We start from the raw sequence: 17,122 nt of genomic DNA on the forward strand, positions 1-17,122 counted from the left end.
AGTATTTTTGTAGTGACGTGTTTATTTGTAAATTCTGTAATGAGGAAGCTTAGCGCTTTGAAAGAATTTCAGAGACTTCAGCAACTCAAGAAACAGGTCGTATCTTTCAGAGTGGGTGTCTTACAATTCATCACGGACTTGTTTAGCAGCAGTGGTCATATGGATGAGGCTGGCGCGAGTTTCCGGGATGCCTCTGGTTTTTAATCCACAGTCAGGATTGATCCAAACTTTGCGGGCCGGTACTTTGGCCAAAATTTTATGGATGGTTTCAGCGATTTCTTCCACTGCCGGTACCCGAGGAGAGTGGATATCATAAACCCCTGGCCCCACTTGTGTTTGGAAGTTCTGCGCTTTGAGTTCATCCAAAATCTCCAGATTGGAACGAGACGCTTCAAAAGAGATGACATCTGCATCCATGTTGTCGATTGCGGGGATGATGTCGGTGAACTCGCTATAACACATATGGGTATGAATCTGGGTCTGCGGTTGGACTTTGCTGTGAACCAGACGGAAAGCGGGAATTGCCCAGTCAAGATATTCGCTGAACCAGTCGCTTTTACGCAGCGGTAGTTTTTCCCGCAGTGCAGCTTCGTCAATCTGAATGATGCGGATGCCATTTGCCTCTAAATCCAGCACTTCTTCTTGGATTGCTAAAGCAATCTGTAAAGTTGATTCCTTCAATGAAATGTCTTCTCGCGGAAATGACCAGTTCAAGATAGTTACCGGTCCTGTCAGCATCCCTTTGACAATCTTATCGGTTTGCGATTGGGCATATTTGGACCATTTAACAGTGATCGCCTGTTCTCGTTTGACATCGCCCCAGATAATCGGTGGTTTCACGCCGCGGGTACCGTAAGATTGGACCCAGCCATTCTTACTAAAGAGATAACCGGAAAGATTTTGACCGAAGTATTCCACCATGTCGTTGCGTTCAAACTCACCGTGGACCAGGACGTCAAGTCCAATTTCTTCTTGCCAGGCCAACCAATCGTTGATTTGTTGTGCGACAAACGTGTCATAGTCATCTTGGGAAATCTCGTTGCGGTTAAATTGAGCCCGAGTCCGCTTAACTTCCCTGGTTTGAGGGAACGAACCAATCGTAGTCGTCGGCAATAGCGGAAGTTGGAATTGTTGGGCTTGTAGCGCTTCTCGTTTTGAAAAGGCCGGTAAGCGGGTAAAGTCCGCATCTGTTAGACCGTTGACTTGTGCTTGGACGCCTGCATCTTTTTGGATACGCTCTTTTGTAAAGAGCTGGTGATTTCTTGTCAGCAGGTCCTGTTTGTCTGCGGATAAGATAGCGGACAGCTCGACGAGTTCGGTCAATTTTTCTTTGGCAAAGGCAAAATGTTCCAATATTTCTTGTGGAAAAGTTTCATTTTCGGTTGTGAAAGGCACATGCAACAATGAACAACTCGTGGAAAGAACGATCTGTTTAGCTGGTAACTGCGTAAGGATAGCCAGGCTTTTTTCATAGTCGTTGCGCCAAATGTTTTTGCCATTGACGATGCCGGCAAAAAGGATCTTATCTTCAGGAAAGCCTTGTTGCACCAAAGCTTGCGTTTGGACACCTTCCACAAAATCTAAGCCGATCCCGTCAAAGTCTAGTGCGGTAACGGTTTTATATGCATCTCGAATATCACCAAAATAGGTTTGGAGTAAGACCTTTAATCCGGACTTGGCTGCCAAAAGCGGGGTATAAAGAGCAACAAAGAGCTCTAAATCTGCTGAGGTGAGGTCTTTTACCAGGGCGGGCTCGTCGACTTGAATCCAGTCGGCACCTATTGAGGCCAACTTGGCAAAAATTTCCTGATAGGCACTGATTAGACCCTCGAGATAATCTGCAGCAGTCTGGCCATCAGCATACTCTCCTAATGCCAATAGGGTAAATGGCCCCAAAATTACTGGTCGCGTGGTAATATCCAGCTCTTTTGCTTCAGCAAATTCGGTGAAAATCTTGTCGCCGGTGACTTTGATTGCGGTGTTCTTTTCAAACTTCGGTACCAGGTAATGGTAATTGGTGTTGAACCATTTTTTCATGGGGCGTGCTTTGATGTCCCCTTTTTCTCCTTGGTACCCGCGAGCCAAGGCAAAATATTTATCTTGAGAAGACAAATCGATAGCTGCCACTTCTTCGGGGATAATATTTAACAGAAAAGCAGTATCCAGCGTTGTATCATAGAAGGAAAAATCATTGGAAGGAATCTGATTGATGCCAGCTTCTTTGACTGTCAGCCAATGTTTTTGCCGCAGCTCTTTTCCCAGCTGTTGCAGTTGGTCTTGGTCGATTTCTTGGCGGAAATATTTTTCAGTCGCAAATTTCAGTTCTCGGTGTTCACCAATCCGAGGAAAGCCGATGATGGTTGTTGTCATAGTATCTGCTCCTTTAACATTTTCTGAAAAAATTCAGGAAATGTAAGATTCAATTGCTTGTTAGCAATTTACCACGTTTGAGAAACCTTGGATAACTGAAAAAAAATATCACTGGTTATAGCTTTAAACTATAGATTGGATTAAACTATAAGAAAAATAAGGGAGAAGGTAGACAAATGCGCATTCAGCAGCTGGAATATTTAGAAAAGATTGTCGAGAAGGGCTCCATCAATGAGGCTGCCAAAGATTTGTTTTTGAGCCAGCCCAGTTTGTCTAATGCATTGAAAGATCTGGAAGAAGAAATGGGGATCAAGATTTTGCGGCGACATAAATCCGGCGTTAGTTTGACAGATGAGGGGCGGGAATTTATGGTCTATGCTCGCCAGATTTTAGACCAGGTAAATCTATTGGAAGAAAAGTACAAACGAGGCACTCCCCGCAAACAGGCTTTTTCGGTTTCAGCACAGCACTATGCCTTTGTTGTCCATGCCTTTGTCCAACTGATTCGGGAAGTAACGACAGAAGAATATCAGTTTACTTTGCGAGAAACGGAGACCCGCAATATTCTCGATGATCTGACAGCTTTCAAAAGTGAGTTGGGGATCTTGTATCTCAATCGTTTCAACCGGCAAGTTATGGAAAAGCTTTTCAAGGAGCTGGATTTGGAGTTTCAGCCGCTGTTCACTGCAACCCCTCATGTGTTTGTCAGCCGCAGCAATCCTCTGACCACGCAAAAAACGGTAGCCTTGGCAGATTTGGCGGAATATCCTTATTTGTCTTATGAACAAGGGGATGCGGAATCTTTTTATTTTTCCGAAGAAATACTCAGCACGTTAAATCGTAAAAAGAACATCAAAGTCAGCGATCGGGCGACGATTTTCAACTTGATGGTAGGCTTAGACGGCTATACAATCAGCTCAGGAATCATTTCCAGTGAACTAAATGACGACAAAATCGTAGCCATCCCGTTAGAAGTCGATGATCCCATCCAACTAGGCTGGCTAAAGCACCGGCAAGTTATCTTGTCTCCTTTAGGGGAGCGCTACTTAAATCTACTGAAAGAACATATCCAGGGTTACGGATTTTCAGTAGCGCAAGAATAGCTGATAGTAAAAAAAGCCCCCGCTCAATTGAACGGGGGCTTTTTTAAGATAGTCGGAGTTCATGTCATGCACAGTAATCACTGTTCGGAAAAAACTGCGATTAACAAATGACAGAAGACAAGATCATCCATATTTTTCAAATCCAAACGGGTAGCTTCTTGAAACTTGTCGATGCGGTACAAAACGGTATTGCGGTGCAAAAAGAGTTCCTTGGCAGCAGAGCTAACATTGCCTTGATTTTCCCACAGTGCTCTGAGAATGGCTACCATCTCAGGGTCACTGAACCATTCTCGAAAAAGCGAGTTCATCAACGGGCTTTCTTTGATTGGCTCATTGATAAAAAAACTGATTGCAGAACGAGTAAAAGGAAATTCTTTTTGACGTGTGCTAGCTGCCAGTTCTTGCTGAAAAATCTGACGTTCTTCTAGGAAATTAGCTGCCAATAAAGCTGATTCATGATGAAAAGCACCAACGAAAACCTGAGTATACAAATCAAAGTCGCTGTCTAATGCTTGAAACAAACCGAAAATTTCTTCGACGGGATAGTTGGTATCATCCTTTTCTTCCACCAGAATCAACTCAGTTTCGCTGATAAAAAAACTGTCCGCCAACTGTAAAAACATGTCTTTAATTTCTGCAAGCCACTCTGTCTGTAAAAAGGCACGAGGGGTCCGTATTCGAATCTGAATTACACGAATCGGAGTGGTTGTCACAGGCTTTTCGCCATCAAATAAAATCCGGTACCACTGGTGATTTCGAGCTGGGTTTTCAGTAGGTGCCTGTGGCATCAAAAGCTCGATCAGCTGCTGTTCTTTAGGCGACAGCCGCTCTTTTTCTAAAAGAAAAAACCCCTGATCGGTGGTGAAAGTAAAGACGGCATCACTTGTGGCGGCTTCATCTGAAAAGTGGCCTTCCGGAAAAAGGGTTTGTAATTTTTTACTGTCCATAGGGGTCATCCTTTTCTTGAGGGAGATCCGGCAACCAACAGCCGGTCATCATCTTTTTCATTCTAGCAGTAAAAAATAAAAAAAGGTAGCTGTCTGAAAAAAATGCGAAAGATCGGAAAATTTGCTTTAATTTTTTTACCTGTTAGAATAGATTATAGCGCTTGTTATTTTTTTGCGAGCAGACATGAATAAAAGGGGGTGATGAACCATGCATGATGATCACTTCCGGCAGGTCATCACCTGGCGGATCCATTGATAGAAAACAATAGGACAAAAAGACAAGCTTTCATATTTGAGCTTGGCTTTCTGCCTTAAAATCAGGAGGATTCCACCATATGTATATTATTGAAGGAAACGGAAGAAAAACTCAGCACGTCTGGGAACACATCAAACGGCGACACACCGGCGATAAGATTTGTGTCGTGGGCTTTGCCAACGGGCTGCCAGAAAACTATTTGCGGAATAAGCAAGTTATTTTTTATGAAGCATTACGGCAACAAGAGTGGTTGCCAGAAGCTGAAACCTTTATTGCCAAGTTTGAAGAACAGTTTGACGGTATGATTTTTTATGTTGATTGCACACCGGAAGAGGCAGCCGGCCTAGCCGAAATTGCAGCGAAATACAGTAGCCGTATCACGGCAACTGTTGCCGGTGAAGGGGAGATTGCAATCAAAAAGCTTCCATTAAAAAAAGCAGTCTAATCCTCTCCTTATTTGAAAAGGGGAGGTGAAAAGATGTATAAAGAAGTGATTCGCACGGAAACTGTCAAAAATTCAGTTCTCTTCGGAGGATTACGACTTTTCCAAAAAGCTGACTGGCGGCGCAGTAAAAAAGCGAAAGAACTAAATCGCTTGTCCCGTCAGCTTCAGAATATGATGCAGCTTCATCTGGCCACTGATCGTCTCGTGGTGGGAATACCTATGGCCAACTATGAGGTAATCTTGATGGAATTAGCTAGCAGTGAGCCTGGAGAATTTTATCATCAAGTAGAAAAGATTGTTGAATCCAACGAAGGCCATTTTGTCAAGGTGACGAAGATTGCCGCATAAAGCAGCACTACTGCCTGTCGAAAGTGAAAAGCAGCACCGCTGAATCTTCAAGAGAGAAGATTTAAGTGGTACTGCTTTTTTGAATCCTCTTCTTACCAAAGTGATGAAAACTACTTTAGTGACAAAATGTCACTAAAGGTGGTATACTGAACTAAGTTAAAAGAGGAGGTGATATGAATGGAAAAGCTTTATAAAACAAGCCGCAATTATTTGATTCTGGGATTGGTGCTGGGTGTTTTCTATCGAGAGTTTACGAAGTTTAATGATTATACTGATTTTACACAGCTAGCCGTTTTACATACCCATGCGTTAGTATTGGGGATGTTTTTCTTTTTAATCTTAGTCATTTTAGAAAAACTTTTTCGACTCTCAGAAGCCCCTCGTTTCAAATTGTTTTACGGCGTATACAATGCCGGATTAGGTCTAACGCTACTGCTGATGTTAATTCACGGTGTTTTGACTGTACTGGGAAAAGAAAGCGGAGCAGCCATTTCAGGAATCGCCGGCTTAGGACATATTCTCTTGACAGCAGGGTTTCTGTTGTTTTTCTCTGTCCTTCATGAAAGAATCAAAGCTGTTCACTTTTGAAAAGTTACTTTTAAAACTTGAACATAATAAAAACGTACCCGTGGAATTTCTCCCATGTGTACGTTTTTTTATTAGAAACTGCGACCACCGCCGCCAAAAGTACCGCCGCCAGAAGAATGAGTGGTGGAGCCGCCGCCACCACCGGACCCGCCAGAGCCACCGGTATTTCGTGGAATCCGTCGTGTTGTAACAAAGGAATTGATCAACTGGTTTTCGTTGACTGTCAGATTGACATCTGAGTTTTCTTGGTAGGGGTAGGTGTAAGTACCAAGCTTTAGCTGATACTTGGACTTGATGACTATAAAGAAAGCTGCGGCGATTACCGCGGCCACTAGTAAAGCGATGACAGCTTCCAGTGGTGAAATAGTCCTGTAATAGGTAATTTTTCCGGTGTCTGCATCCACACGATAATGCCCCCGTGGTACACCGGCCTCGACATAGTCAGCTCCTTGATCATAAAAGGCCGTCGCTGCTTCATAGGGATTATCAGCTGACATGGCATCGTACACCTGATCCAAGATATTGCTGATGCGATTATCATCTAAATAATCAATCATGTTACCAGAAGTTGAGATATAGAGTTCTCGTTGCCCCATATCCATGAGCAGAACCGCACCATTATTATCATTTCCCACTTTTTCTCGTAGGTATTCGTCTGCAAATTTCGCCGGCTCAAGAGTGTTGTTCGTATTGGTAACAATATAAACGTTCCCTTTGATTTTTTCGCCTAGAGACTGGGCCTTGTTTTCCAATGCTTGAATTTGTGCATCAGAAAAGAGGCGGGCACCGTCTTCGATATGGGTACTATCTGCTGTAGCATTGAGGGGCAGAAGAATCACAGTTAGTAGGAACAATAACACTGGGGTCAAAAAATTCAGCCATTTTCTCATATCAGATACGCCACCCCCAAAAAGATTGCTGCCAAAACAGCGAAGATTCCGAAGCTGACCAAGCCCAGCTTTTTATAGCTGATGGGGAGGATTCCGGCAACTTTACCAGTTTGTCCATTCATTGCATAATAGAAGGTTCGCTTTTGCTGGTCGTCAGCCTTATAAGTTACCAGCCAAACCGGCAGCAATAGGTATTCTTTTTGCTGATCCCGCAGTTCAAGGTGACTGCTGTTGGCAACAAAAGTAGAGAAGCTGCCAACAGTTCCCCGTAAGAGACTGTCCGCATATCCCTTCAGTTCTTTTTCGACATCCGGTTCCAATTTTTCGTATTCGATGTCTCGTTTTTCCGCTTGAAAACCCGACAAGTACTGATCTTTAAATGGGACTGCCCGCTCCAGCTGGAAAGGCTGTACAGAAGCCACCATTTTTTGCTGAACATTTTTGGACAGGGCATTTTTCACTAAATCGCGAAATTTAAAGCGCCCTGCTCGCCGAACAGAATACTGCTTGGTCTCCGTATATTCAATATCCCCTACAATCCAGATTCGAATAGAAGTTCCTGTTCCGTTTAAGCCACCTTCTGCTTCAGCGTTGACGTTCCAATAAGGAAAGTAGACACCTGTGAGCTTTTCAACCTGCGCTTTATTGAAGAAATCTTTGGGAACGAACCACTTCTTCTGAGACCATTCCAAAAATTTCGCTACGGCCTCATCTTTGGCGACTGCAAAAGGCAACACTTTGTCTGGCAGAAATTGACCGGACAAACGCCCCTTCAGCACTACCGGATTATGGCAGTAATAACAGTAGGTAGCTGCTGTTGTTGCATCGGTGACGATTTCTGCTCCACAGTTAGGACAGAGGTAAAGCTCCATCGTTGCGCTGGCGGCTGTCTCTTTTGCCGAACTGACACTGCTTTTTGAAGCTGCAGTGTCACCTGGACTGTCACCTGAGCCATCAGAAGTCGTTACTGCCTCAGTGGTTTCATCAGCTAAGCGGGCTTTTTGCTGCTGCTCTTCAAAAGCTGTGACTTCTGCTTCGGTGAAAATGCTTAGGCAGTAGGGACAGTGAAATTTCTGATCGGAAGGTTCGAAGGTCAACGGACCGCCGCAGTTGGGGCATTTGTGTGTGATTACGTCCATAGTTTCGACCTACCTTCTGTATTAGTCATCCAAAGGGACCCCTTTGAAGGGTTTACCGCAATGAGGGCAAAACTTCGGCACACCGTTGGATAAGTCCACGACTTCTCCACATTCGGCACACTTCATTTCAACTTTAGCGCTGCTGGTTGCCTGAGGTGCTGGCTTGGGCTCACCACAGTTGCTGCAGAATTTGCCAGTGTTCTGAGTGCCACATTTTGGGCAAGTCCAAGTATCAGCGGCAGCTTGCTGATTTTGTTGTTGCATCTGTTGATTGTTGTTTTGAGATGCCTGGTTCAAAAAGCCACCACCGGCATTCATTCCCATACCCATGCCGACAAACCCCGTCGTTGCACCGGCTTCGTTTTTACCGGCAGCTTCCATGCCCCGGGCAACCGAGCCTTGAACGTATCCTTCGCGTACACTGGGATCACCCAACATCGCTCCTTGGTTGCGCATGTTAATTAACTGCATGGAGTCGTCCGTATAAGAAATGCTAGCCACGGCCACCGCTACGATTTCCATACCGCGCAATTGACGCCAGTTTTCGTCTAAGACATCCCCCATATACTTGGAAAGCTCCATGCTTTTTGATGGAACGTAGCTGATCCGTTGACCGTCAGCAGACATTTGGTTGATGGAAGATTGCAAGGCGGTCAGAAATTCATTGAGGTACTGTTCGTTGATATCGTTGATGTCGACTTGCGTTTTATTTTTGGGAATCGCATTTGAATAAAACAAGATTGGGTCGGTAATCTTGATGGAGTAGGTGCCGTGAGCCCGCAAGAAGAGTTCGGCATTGTAGAAGTTGTCGAAATAATTCAAAGGCGCCGGTGTCCCAAATTTGATTCCTTTGATCTCTTGCAGATTGATATAAAAGACTTGTTGCTTTTGTGGTGTCACGCCGCCAAATTTAAAACGACTGAAGGTTTCTTTGACCGCTTCTTTTAAAGGTCCGTTGAACAGAGAAGGAGCGGCGTCATTTTTCACCGTATAGTAACCTTCTTCGGCAGTGTAATCGATGATTTTGCCACCATCTACCAACAACATCATCATGTTGGGATAGACATGGACGACTGAACCATCTGTGATGACATCTTCTGTTCCTTTCCGGTTGGATCCGCGTTTGTCGTCTTGGCGAACTTTAACGCCTTTGGTCATGACGGTTGTGTCTCCCATGTCCTCTGGTTCGATAACCTCGAGCCACTGATCCGCTAAACCTCCGCCAATCGTACTTGTTGCAGCTTTGATAATACCCATGAATTTTTCCTCCTTTGGGAATGTTTTCTGTCGACCAGGAAGTAAAAAGCTTCGCTGTTTGACAGTAAGCGCCGGGAATTTTTGAGATGCCTGCTTCCGAAGCGCTGGTTTCTTCTAAAATTATAGCATAGCCTAGGTGTTTTCCCTTATCAGACGCAAGACTGATTTTCACCAATTCTGAAAAAAGGAGTTGCCTGCTAAAAGAGACTGTGGTGGAGGAATAAGGGGAAATTTTTTTGCAAAGGATTCCATGGGTAGTTTTTTAACTATATTTTGCGTATAATAATAGCTAGTGAATTTTGCAGTTTTCCGATGCCTTTAATGGAAAGCCTACAAACAGAAAGGGGAGAAATCCGTGGCCTATCAAGCACTTTATCGAGTCTGGCGTTCTCAGCGTTTCGACGATGTTGTGGGGCAAAAAGCCATTACCCAGACGCTGAAGAATGCCGTTTTGCAAAATCAGATCTCCCATGCTTATCTGTTTACCGGACCGCGGGGGACAGGTAAAACCAGTGCCGCCAAAATTTTTGCCAAGGCGATTAACTGCCCCAACAGTCAGGATGGTGAACCTTGTAATGAATGTGAAATGTGTAAAGCAATCACGGAAGGTTCCCAAGAAGATGTTATTGAAATCGATGCGGCTTCCAATAATGGGGTAGACGAGATTCGCTTCATTACGGATCGAGCCAAATATTCACCGACACAGGCCAAATACAAAGTTTATATCATCGATGAAGTCCATATGCTTTCCACCGGTGCTTTCAATGCATTATTGAAAACATTGGAAGAGCCCCAGGAAAGCCTCGTTTTTATTTTAGCCACAACGGAACCCCATAAGATTCCGGCGACAATTATTTCCCGGACACAGCGCTTTGATTTTAAGCGAATTGACACCAAAGATATCGCTGAACATTTGGCTTATATCTGTGAGCGAATCAATGTCCCTTACGAAGCGCAGGCGCTGACGGTGATTGCTCAAGCGGCAGAAGGTGGCATGCGAGATGCCTTAAGTATGCTAGATCAAGCCATCTCTTTTTCTGAGGGAACCATCACGATGAAAGATGTGATGGAAGTCACCGGTTCGTTGACTTATGAAATGATGGACCGCTTCATGGGGGATTGCTTTGCTCAAGATGCCACAGCGGCTTTGGAAGATTTGGCTGAAATTTTAGCCTCTGGCAAAGAAGCCAGACGCTTGTTGGAAAATCTCCTGGTCTACTGTCGAGATCTATTGCTTTATCAAAAAGCACCAAATTTATTAGTAGAAAAAAGCGGCTATTTGACAGATGAGTTTAAGAAACTGGCAGAAATGATTCCGGCAACCCAGCTGTTCACTTGGATTCAGCTGTTGAATGATACACAAAATGAAATCCGCTTTACCAATAGTCCTACGATTTACTTGGAAGTGGCCACGGTTAAGCTGGCGGGACCGCCGGTAGCTACTCCGATATCCGGGGCAGTGGAAGCTTACACACCAGCAACTAGCAGCCCCGACAGCCAGCTGGTCCAAGAGCTGCAGCGACAAGTTCGTCAATTGGCAGAAGAGCTGCAGCAATTAAAGCAAAATGGCATTACGACTACGAGTACCAGCGCCAACACGTCCCACAGTGCTATTCATGCCACCAAAGACAAGAGCGGGAGTAGTAGTAAATACCGGCTGCCTAAAGACAAGGTGTATAAAGTGTTGGAACAGGCGACCAAAGACGATGTGGTTAAAGTCCGCAATGTTTGGGGAGATTTATTGATGATGTTCAATGCACTACGCAAAGGACTTTTAGTAAATACCCAGATTAAAGCTGCGGGGCCACGAGGATTAGTCCTTTCTTTTGAGTCGGAGATGGTTTGTCAAAAGGCTTCGGAAGACGAAGAATTGGCGCTGATGATTTCTAATAATCTCAGTCGTCTGATTGAAGGCTATGCACCGGATACGGTTTTTATCCCTGAGTCTGCATGGCTTGAATTGCGGCAGGGCTTTTTGAACCAAAAGGATTCACAAACAAGCAGTGATGCTAACCAACAAGAAGAGGCTGCAGCTGATAGAGAAGACCAGGTGGCAGCGTCTGAAACAGGCATGGCTATGACGGAGTTGCAACCGCCTGAAAGCTGGGCGGATAGTGGTTTGTTAGAAGGCTTGGAAGATTCAACAGCTCCCAAAGAGGATCGATTGGTGACTAAAGCCGATGAACTGTTCGGTGATTTGACCACAGTTGTTGACGATTAACTAAAACAGAAAGCGAGTGATTGAGTGATGATGCGAGGAATGGGCAACATGCAAGGTATGATGAAACAAATGCAGAAGATGCAAAAGGATATGGTGAAGGCTCAAGAAGAGCTTAATGCAAAAAACTTTGTGGGGGAATCCACCAACAGCTATGTGAAAGCCACGTTTACCGGTGACCGTAAAATGGTAGGAATCGAAATCGCTGAAGCAATCATTGATCCTGAAGACCCGGAAATGTTACAAGATTTGGTAATTATGGCTGTCAATGACGCCTTAACCAAAATCGAAGGCGAAACCGAACGTACAATGGGCCAATACACGAAAGGTTTGCCAGGATTCTAAACTGGCGCGATGTGTAATTTTGACAGGCAGTAGTGCCCTAGCAGGAGATGACGTGAGATGCAGTATCCAGAACCGATCGCAAAGTTGATCGACAGTTATATGAAACTTCCCGGTATCGGACAAAAGACCGCTACTCGTTTGGCTTTTTATACAATTGATATGAAAGATGAAGTCGTCAACGAGTTTGCCAAGTCGCTACTCAGCGTCAAACGAGACCTGCATTTTTGCAGTATCTGCGGCAATATCACGGAAGAAGATCCTTGTGAAATCTGCCGAGATACCACGCGAGACCGCAGCACGATTCTTGTCGTTGAAGAGCCTAAAGATGTGATGGCATTGGAAAAGATGCGAGAATATCATGGCTTATACCACGTCTTACACGGGGTATTGTCACCGGTGGAAGGTACCGGTCCAGAAGACATCAACATTCCTTCATTGATCAAACGACTTCACGATGATACCGTCAAAGAAGTAATTATTGCTACCAATGCAACCACTGAAGGTGAAGCGACTGCGATGTATTTGTCCCGCTTGATCAAACCGGCAGGCATCAAGGTCACTCGCCTGGCACACGGACTTTCCGTGGGCAGTGATATTGAATACGCCGATGAGGTCACCTTATTGAAGGCAGTAGAGGGCCGCAGAGAATTATAGGTTTTGTGCAATTGTTTTTTTTCTAGTACAATAGAGATACAAGAGATGGAGGACACGCTTCGTGAACGGATTATTTATTACCATTGAAGGACCAGACGGCGCCGGCAAGACCAGTGTCATCAATGAGCTTTATCCGCGATTGCAGCTGATCGCAAAAAAGGGGATCGTCAAGACTCGGGAACCAGGAGGCGTCAAGATTGCCGAAAAGATTCGCCGTATCATTTTGGATCCTAAAAACGAAGAGATGGATGATCGGACGGAGGCATTGCTGTATGCAGCTGCTCGTCGTCAGCATCTGGTAGAAGTTATTTTGCCAGCATTGAATGCAGGCAAGATTGTGATCTGTGACCGCTTTGTAGACAGTTCACTGGCGTATCAGGGAGCAGGCCGTCGAATCGGGATGCCGGAGATTCGCAAGATCAATGATTTTGCAACAGAAGGCACCAAACCGGATTTTACCTTGTACCTGGATGTCGATAGTGATACTGGTCTGAAACGGATTGAAAACGAACGTTCCGGCCCAGCTGATCGATTGGAAATTGAGAGTCTTGAATTCCATCAGCGGGTCCGTCACGCGTATTTGAAGTTGGCGGAAGAAGAGCCGGTGCGTATTCATAAAGTGGATGCCCGCATGCCATTGACTGATGTTGTCGATGCCAGCTTTACGGCAATCACGGAAACCTATCCTCATTTCTTTTGAGTTCCATATGACCGTCAGTGAATTTCAGCGCAAGCAGGCTTCAATTAATTGAGGCACAGCAGACTGTAACCAATACATTTATTACGGAGGGATTTTCATGAAACTGATCATGGCTATTGTACAAGACAAAGACAGCAACCGTTTGGCAAATGAGTTCATCGATGCTAATATTCGGGCGACAAAATTGTCCTCTACCGGGGGCTTTTTGAAGGCCGGCAACTCCACGTTCATCATCGGAATCGACGATGATCGGGTACAAGACACATTGGAGCTCATCAAAAAAACTTGTCAATCCCGTAAGCAATATGTTTCGACTCCGATGTCGTTGGATATTTCATTGGACGGACAAGTTCCTTACCCAGTGGAAGTAGAAGTTGGCGGCGCGACGGTCTTCGTGTTGCCGGTGGAAGGTTTCCATCAATATTAAAAGGAGCCGACAAATGGAAGAAACCGTCTTTTTGACACAGCACCAATCCTTTGTCTTCTCCCAGATCAGAAAAAGTGTGAAGCATGGGCGTTTGGCTCATGCTTATCTTTTTGAAGGGGATCAAGGGACCGGCAAGCACCTGCTGAGCAGCTGGTTGGCAAAGCGGCTGTTCTGTACCGATGTAACAGATAACGAACCCTGCGGCCAGTGCAATAACTGCCTGCGAATCGCAGCCGGCGAGCATCCTGATGTTCGCCTGATTGAGCCGGATGGGCAGAGTATCAAAGTTGACCAGATTCGACAGCTGCAACAGGAGTTTGTTCGCTCGGGCTTTGAATCCCGCTTGCAGTTTTTTACAATTCGACAGGCGGATAAAATGAATGCCAGTGCTGCTAACAGCCTGCTAAAATTTCTGGAGGAACCTCAGGGAGACTTTGTCGCTGTCTTGGAAACTGATGCGCCGGGCAAAATCTTGCCCACCATCCAATCCCGGTGTCAGATTTTGCATTTTGCACCGTTAAATCCCGCAGAATTAGCGCAGCGACTGGTGGCTGATGGTATAACCAGCGAGTCTGCTAAACTCTTGGCAGGGCTTACCAACAGTTACCAAAAAGCAGTTGAAATCTCTCAGGATGAATGGTTTAATGATGCTAAGGATGCCGTCGTACAATGGTACCTTTATTTGCGTAAAGGGGACTTGATGGCCTTTGTCTATATCCAAAAAAGGCTGATTGCCTTAGCGAAAGAAAAGGAACAACAGCGCTTGCTTTTGCAGATGCTAATGCAAGCCTTTCGTCATGAGCGCAACGAACTTTTGCGTCAGTCTCAGACTAGACAGCTTCTTGAAAATACCCGCAACGTCCAGTTGATCTTGGAAGCCGAGCAGAAGCTTGCAGCCAATGTCTCTTTCCAAAATGTCAGCGAGCAGTTGGTACTGCGGATATTGCGCCAAACAGCAGTTGATGATTGAACCAACAGCAGCCGAATCTGTCTATTGCCGAGGCTGCTGATACCATAGAAAACAGGGGGGAACAGCCGATGGAAGTCGTTGGTGTCCGTTTCCGCGAGTCAGGGCATATTTATTATTACGCCCCTGGCAAAGCCGAATATACTTATGATGAACAAGTGATCGTGGAATCTCAGCAGGCCAAGATGATGGCCAAGGTGGCGATCCCCAAAATTGATATCGATAAAAGCGACCTGCCCCATGAGGTCTTACAAATCCTGCACAAAGCCGGTGAACAGGAAATTCAAAAAGCACAGCAAAACCTGCTCGATGCCAAAGCCGCAATGGCAGTCGGTAAGAAAAAGATTCGCAGCCACAGTCTGGATATGAAACTCGTAGGGGTAGAATATACCTTTGATCGCAGCAAGATGATCTTTTATTTTACCGCTGACGGCCGGGTGGATTTCCGAGAGTTGGTGAAAGACCTGGCTGGAGAATTTCGGACGCGGATCGAACTGCGTCAAATCGGTGTCCGTGACGAAGCAAAAATGCTTGGCGGTATCGGACCTTGTGGACGACCACTGTGTTGTTCCACTTTTCTTGGAGACTTTATTCCCGTCTCCATCAAGATGGCCAAGGACCAGGGGCTTTCTTTGAACCCGACTAAAATTTCCGGACTCTGTGGTCGTTTGATGTGCTGTTTGAAGTATGAAAATGACGAATATGAGCAAGCCAAAAAGGAAATGCCTGATTATGGCAAAGAAGTCCAGACACCGGATGGCAAAGGGCGGGTCGTAGGTCTGAATCTATTGAACCGCATTGTGAGAGTCCGTCTGATTGGACGAGAAACACCGGTGGAATATTTAGCCAGCGAGTTGGAATTTACCAAAGGGCGGGGAAAACCCAAAGCAAAAGCAGGTGATCAGCATGTCCATGGATAAACGAGAACTTTATGATGGTCTGGCCAAGTTAGAGGGAGATTTGAGGATTTCTCTGGAACAGCTTTCAGAGATGAAGGAATCCTTGCAACAGATTGTAGAAAAAAATACGACGTTGGCCCTTGAAAATCAGAAGCTGCGGGAATACTTGCAGGAACTAGATGAAAAGAACACGCCGCCAGCACCAGAAGCCGATTCAAGACAAGAACCGGGAATGTCTAAATCCCGTATGAACTTGGAAAAGATATACGAAGACGGCTTTCATATCTGTCGGGAGTCTTATGGAGCCCGCAGAGAAAATGATGAGCAGTGCGTCTTTTGCTTGGAAGTTTTGTACCGGGAAAGCCAAGCCTAAAATGACTCTCAGATGTCCGCCACAGACCGCTGCGGCGGGCTTTTTACTGTTCTGCTGCTTGCTGTAAAGGTTCTGGAGGTATCGGACTGTCCCGGTCATTTGCCACCTCGAAAAAGGAGAATACTATGCAAAAACAACAAAGTTTTAAAGGAAAGACTGACTTAGGAACGCTTTTTTTGGTACCTACGCCCATCGGTAACTTGGAAGATATGACGATTCGTTGTCTCAATACGTTGAAATCTGTGGACTTGATTGCATCAGAAGATACCCGCAATACCCAAAAATTATTGAATCATTTCGAGATTACGACGCCTCAGAGAAGTCTCCATGAACATAATTATCAAGAGCGAATTCCCCAATTGACTGCTTTACTTTTGGAAGGTCGCAGTATCGCTCAAGTTTCCGATGCCGGGATGCCTTCCATCAGTGATCCGGGTCATGAGCTGGTAGCTGCCTGTATTGAGGCGCAGATTCCAGTGGTTTCCCTTCCCGGACCAACTGCTGGACTGACGGCATTGATTGCTTCAGGATTAAACCCGCAGCCAAATTTGTTTTATGGTTTTCTTCCTCGCAAGAAAAGTGAGCAGCAAAAAGCCTTAACTGAACTGCTGCCGCAGACAGCTACGATGATCTTTTATGAGTCGCCTCATCGTATCGGGGAAACAGTCAAGAATATGGCCGCGATCTTCGGAGGTGAGCGACAAGGAGTAATCTGTCGTGAACTGACCAAACTCCATGAAGAGTATCTGCGGGGAAGTCTGACGGAACTTGCAGCATATCTCAAAGAAACCGATTTAAAGGGAGAATGCTGTTTGATGGTGGCAGGCAATCCCGATCCTGAGGGCTGGCAGGTGGTAACAGCAGTTGCTGAAGAACGAACCGTAAAAGAGCAGGTGGAGGAGCTAATTGCTTCGGGGATGAAACCCAATGGGGCAATTAAGGAGATTGCCCAGCGCCTTTCCAAGAAGAAACAGGAAATTTATAACGAATACCATGAGTTAAACTGAGTCACTTTAGGTTTTTAGATTTTGTATAAATATATGAAAAAGCAATGCCGGTCTAGTACATTTGTAGTGAGACCCAAAAGTTAGACCTTATACCGACTAGATTTTCTAGTCGGTATTTTTATGCGGTCATTCGTTGCCGATACTGCACTGGGCTGCAGCCCAGTTTTATTTTGATTCGTTGATGATTAT

18 protein-coding genes are annotated in these 17,122 nt (G+C 45.3%); 13 read left to right on the top strand and 5 right to left on the bottom strand.

Annotated elements, in window-relative coordinates; genetic code table 11:
- Window positions 1–120: 120 nt before the first annotated feature.
- Entirely contained in the window at window positions 121–2,370 is a 2,250-nt protein-coding gene (gene metE / locus ACOMA8_RS12515) for a 5-methyltetrahydropteroyltriglutamate--homocysteine S-methyltransferase (RefSeq protein ID WP_421371168.1), read from the bottom strand.
- 176 nt (window positions 2,371–2,546) lie between these two features.
- Between metE and ACOMA8_RS12520 the strand changes: the two genes are divergently transcribed.
- Window positions 2,547–3,473: a LysR family transcriptional regulator gene (locus ACOMA8_RS12520; protein ID WP_161899356.1), complete on the top strand. Its 927-nt coding sequence runs from the start codon at window positions 2,547–2,549 to the stop codon at window positions 3,471–3,473.
- Window positions 3,474–3,550: 77 nt separating this feature from the next.
- Here ACOMA8_RS12520 and ACOMA8_RS12525 read toward each other — a convergent pair whose 3' ends face one another.
- Entirely contained in the window at window positions 3,551–4,420 is an 870-nt protein-coding gene (locus ACOMA8_RS12525) for a helix-turn-helix domain-containing protein (protein ID WP_421371170.1), read from the bottom strand.
- Between the two features lie 335 nt (window positions 4,421–4,755).
- Here ACOMA8_RS12525 and ACOMA8_RS12530 point away from each other — a divergent pair, with 335 nt between their 5' ends.
- From ACOMA8_RS12530 to ACOMA8_RS12540, 3 genes are all read left to right on the top strand, one after another.
- Window positions 4,756–5,121, top strand: a complete 366-nt coding sequence (locus ACOMA8_RS12530; protein ID WP_421371172.1) for a hypothetical protein — start codon at window positions 4,756–4,758, stop codon at window positions 5,119–5,121.
- A gap of 33 nt (window positions 5,122–5,154) precedes the next feature.
- Window positions 5,155–5,469 carry a hypothetical protein gene (locus ACOMA8_RS12535; protein WP_161899359.1) on the top strand — a complete coding sequence of 105 codons (315 nt, stop codon included), beginning with the start codon at window positions 5,155–5,157 and terminating at the stop codon, window positions 5,467–5,469.
- 177 nt (window positions 5,470–5,646) lie between these two features.
- Entirely contained in the window at window positions 5,647–6,057 is a 411-nt protein-coding gene (locus ACOMA8_RS12540; protein ID WP_421371174.1) for a DUF2871 domain-containing protein, read from the top strand.
- A 71-nt stretch (window positions 6,058–6,128) separates the two neighbouring features.
- On the opposite strand, the gene ACOMA8_RS12545 is transcribed toward ACOMA8_RS12540, so the two are convergent.
- The 3 genes from ACOMA8_RS12545 to ACOMA8_RS12555 are packed head-to-tail and all read right to left on the bottom strand — an operon-like array spanning window position 6,129 to window position 9,343.
- Entirely contained in the window at window positions 6,129–6,947 is an 819-nt protein-coding gene (locus ACOMA8_RS12545; protein ID WP_421371177.1) for a TPM domain-containing protein, read from the bottom strand.
- A complete protein-coding gene (locus ACOMA8_RS12550) occupies window positions 6,944–8,086 on the bottom strand; it encodes a TFIIB-type zinc ribbon-containing protein (RefSeq protein ID WP_421371179.1) in 1,143 nt (380 codons plus the stop codon). The genes ACOMA8_RS12545 and ACOMA8_RS12550 overlap by 4 nt, the downstream gene beginning before the upstream one ends.
- Before the next feature lie 21 nt (window positions 8,087–8,107).
- Entirely contained in the window at window positions 8,108–9,343 is a 1,236-nt protein-coding gene (locus tag ACOMA8_RS12555) for an SPFH domain-containing protein (protein WP_161899363.1), read from the bottom strand.
- A 355-nt stretch (window positions 9,344–9,698) separates the two neighbouring features.
- Here ACOMA8_RS12555 and dnaX point away from each other — a divergent pair, with 355 nt between their 5' ends.
- The 9 genes from dnaX to rsmI all read left to right on the top strand — a co-directional run bounded on the left by dnaX (window position 9,699) and on the right by rsmI (window position 16,933).
- On the top strand, window positions 9,699–11,564 hold the full coding sequence (gene dnaX, locus ACOMA8_RS12560) for a DNA polymerase III subunit gamma/tau (protein WP_421371181.1): 1,866 nt from the start codon (window positions 9,699–9,701) through the stop codon (window positions 11,562–11,564).
- Between the two features lie 27 nt (window positions 11,565–11,591).
- A complete protein-coding gene (locus tag ACOMA8_RS12565) occupies window positions 11,592–11,906 on the top strand; it encodes a YbaB/EbfC family nucleoid-associated protein (RefSeq protein ID WP_421371183.1) in 315 nt (104 codons plus the stop codon).
- A 57-nt stretch (window positions 11,907–11,963) separates the two neighbouring features.
- The gene (gene recR / locus ACOMA8_RS12570) at window positions 11,964–12,560 is read left to right on the top strand and encodes a recombination mediator RecR (protein ID WP_161899366.1); all 597 of its coding nucleotides are present in this window, start codon (window positions 11,964–11,966) and stop codon (window positions 12,558–12,560) included.
- Between the two features lie 61 nt (window positions 12,561–12,621).
- Window positions 12,622–13,260 (top strand): dTMP kinase, encoded by a 639-nt coding sequence (gene tmk / locus ACOMA8_RS12575; RefSeq protein WP_161899367.1) that lies wholly within the window; start codon window positions 12,622–12,624, stop codon window positions 13,258–13,260.
- Window positions 13,261–13,357: 97 nt separating this feature from the next.
- A complete protein-coding gene (locus tag ACOMA8_RS12580; RefSeq protein ID WP_161899368.1) occupies window positions 13,358–13,687 on the top strand; it encodes a cyclic-di-AMP receptor in 330 nt (109 codons plus the stop codon).
- Between the two features lie 13 nt (window positions 13,688–13,700).
- On the top strand, window positions 13,701–14,657 hold the full coding sequence (gene holB / locus ACOMA8_RS12585; RefSeq protein WP_421371186.1) for a DNA polymerase III subunit delta': 957 nt from the start codon (window positions 13,701–13,703) through the stop codon (window positions 14,655–14,657).
- 68 nt (window positions 14,658–14,725) lie between these two features.
- Entirely contained in the window at window positions 14,726–15,574 is an 849-nt protein-coding gene (locus tag ACOMA8_RS12590; protein WP_161899370.1) for a PSP1 domain-containing protein, read from the top strand.
- Window positions 15,567–15,926, top strand: coding sequence for a DNA replication initiation control protein YabA (locus ACOMA8_RS12595; RefSeq protein ID WP_202622191.1), 360 nt, complete (start codon window positions 15,567–15,569; stop codon window positions 15,924–15,926). The genes ACOMA8_RS12590 and ACOMA8_RS12595 overlap by 8 nt, the downstream gene beginning before the upstream one ends.
- Window positions 15,927–16,051: 125 nt before the next feature.
- The gene (rsmI, locus tag ACOMA8_RS12600) at window positions 16,052–16,933 is read left to right on the top strand and encodes a 16S rRNA (cytidine(1402)-2'-O)-methyltransferase (protein WP_421371188.1); all 882 of its coding nucleotides are present in this window, start codon (window positions 16,052–16,054) and stop codon (window positions 16,931–16,933) included.
- Window positions 16,934–17,122 lie beyond the last annotated feature (189 nt).

Source organism: Enterococcus infantis (genome assembly GCF_049166715.1).
GTDB classification, from domain to species: Bacteria; Bacillota; Bacilli; order Lactobacillales; family Enterococcaceae; genus Enterococcus_C; species Enterococcus_C leclercqii.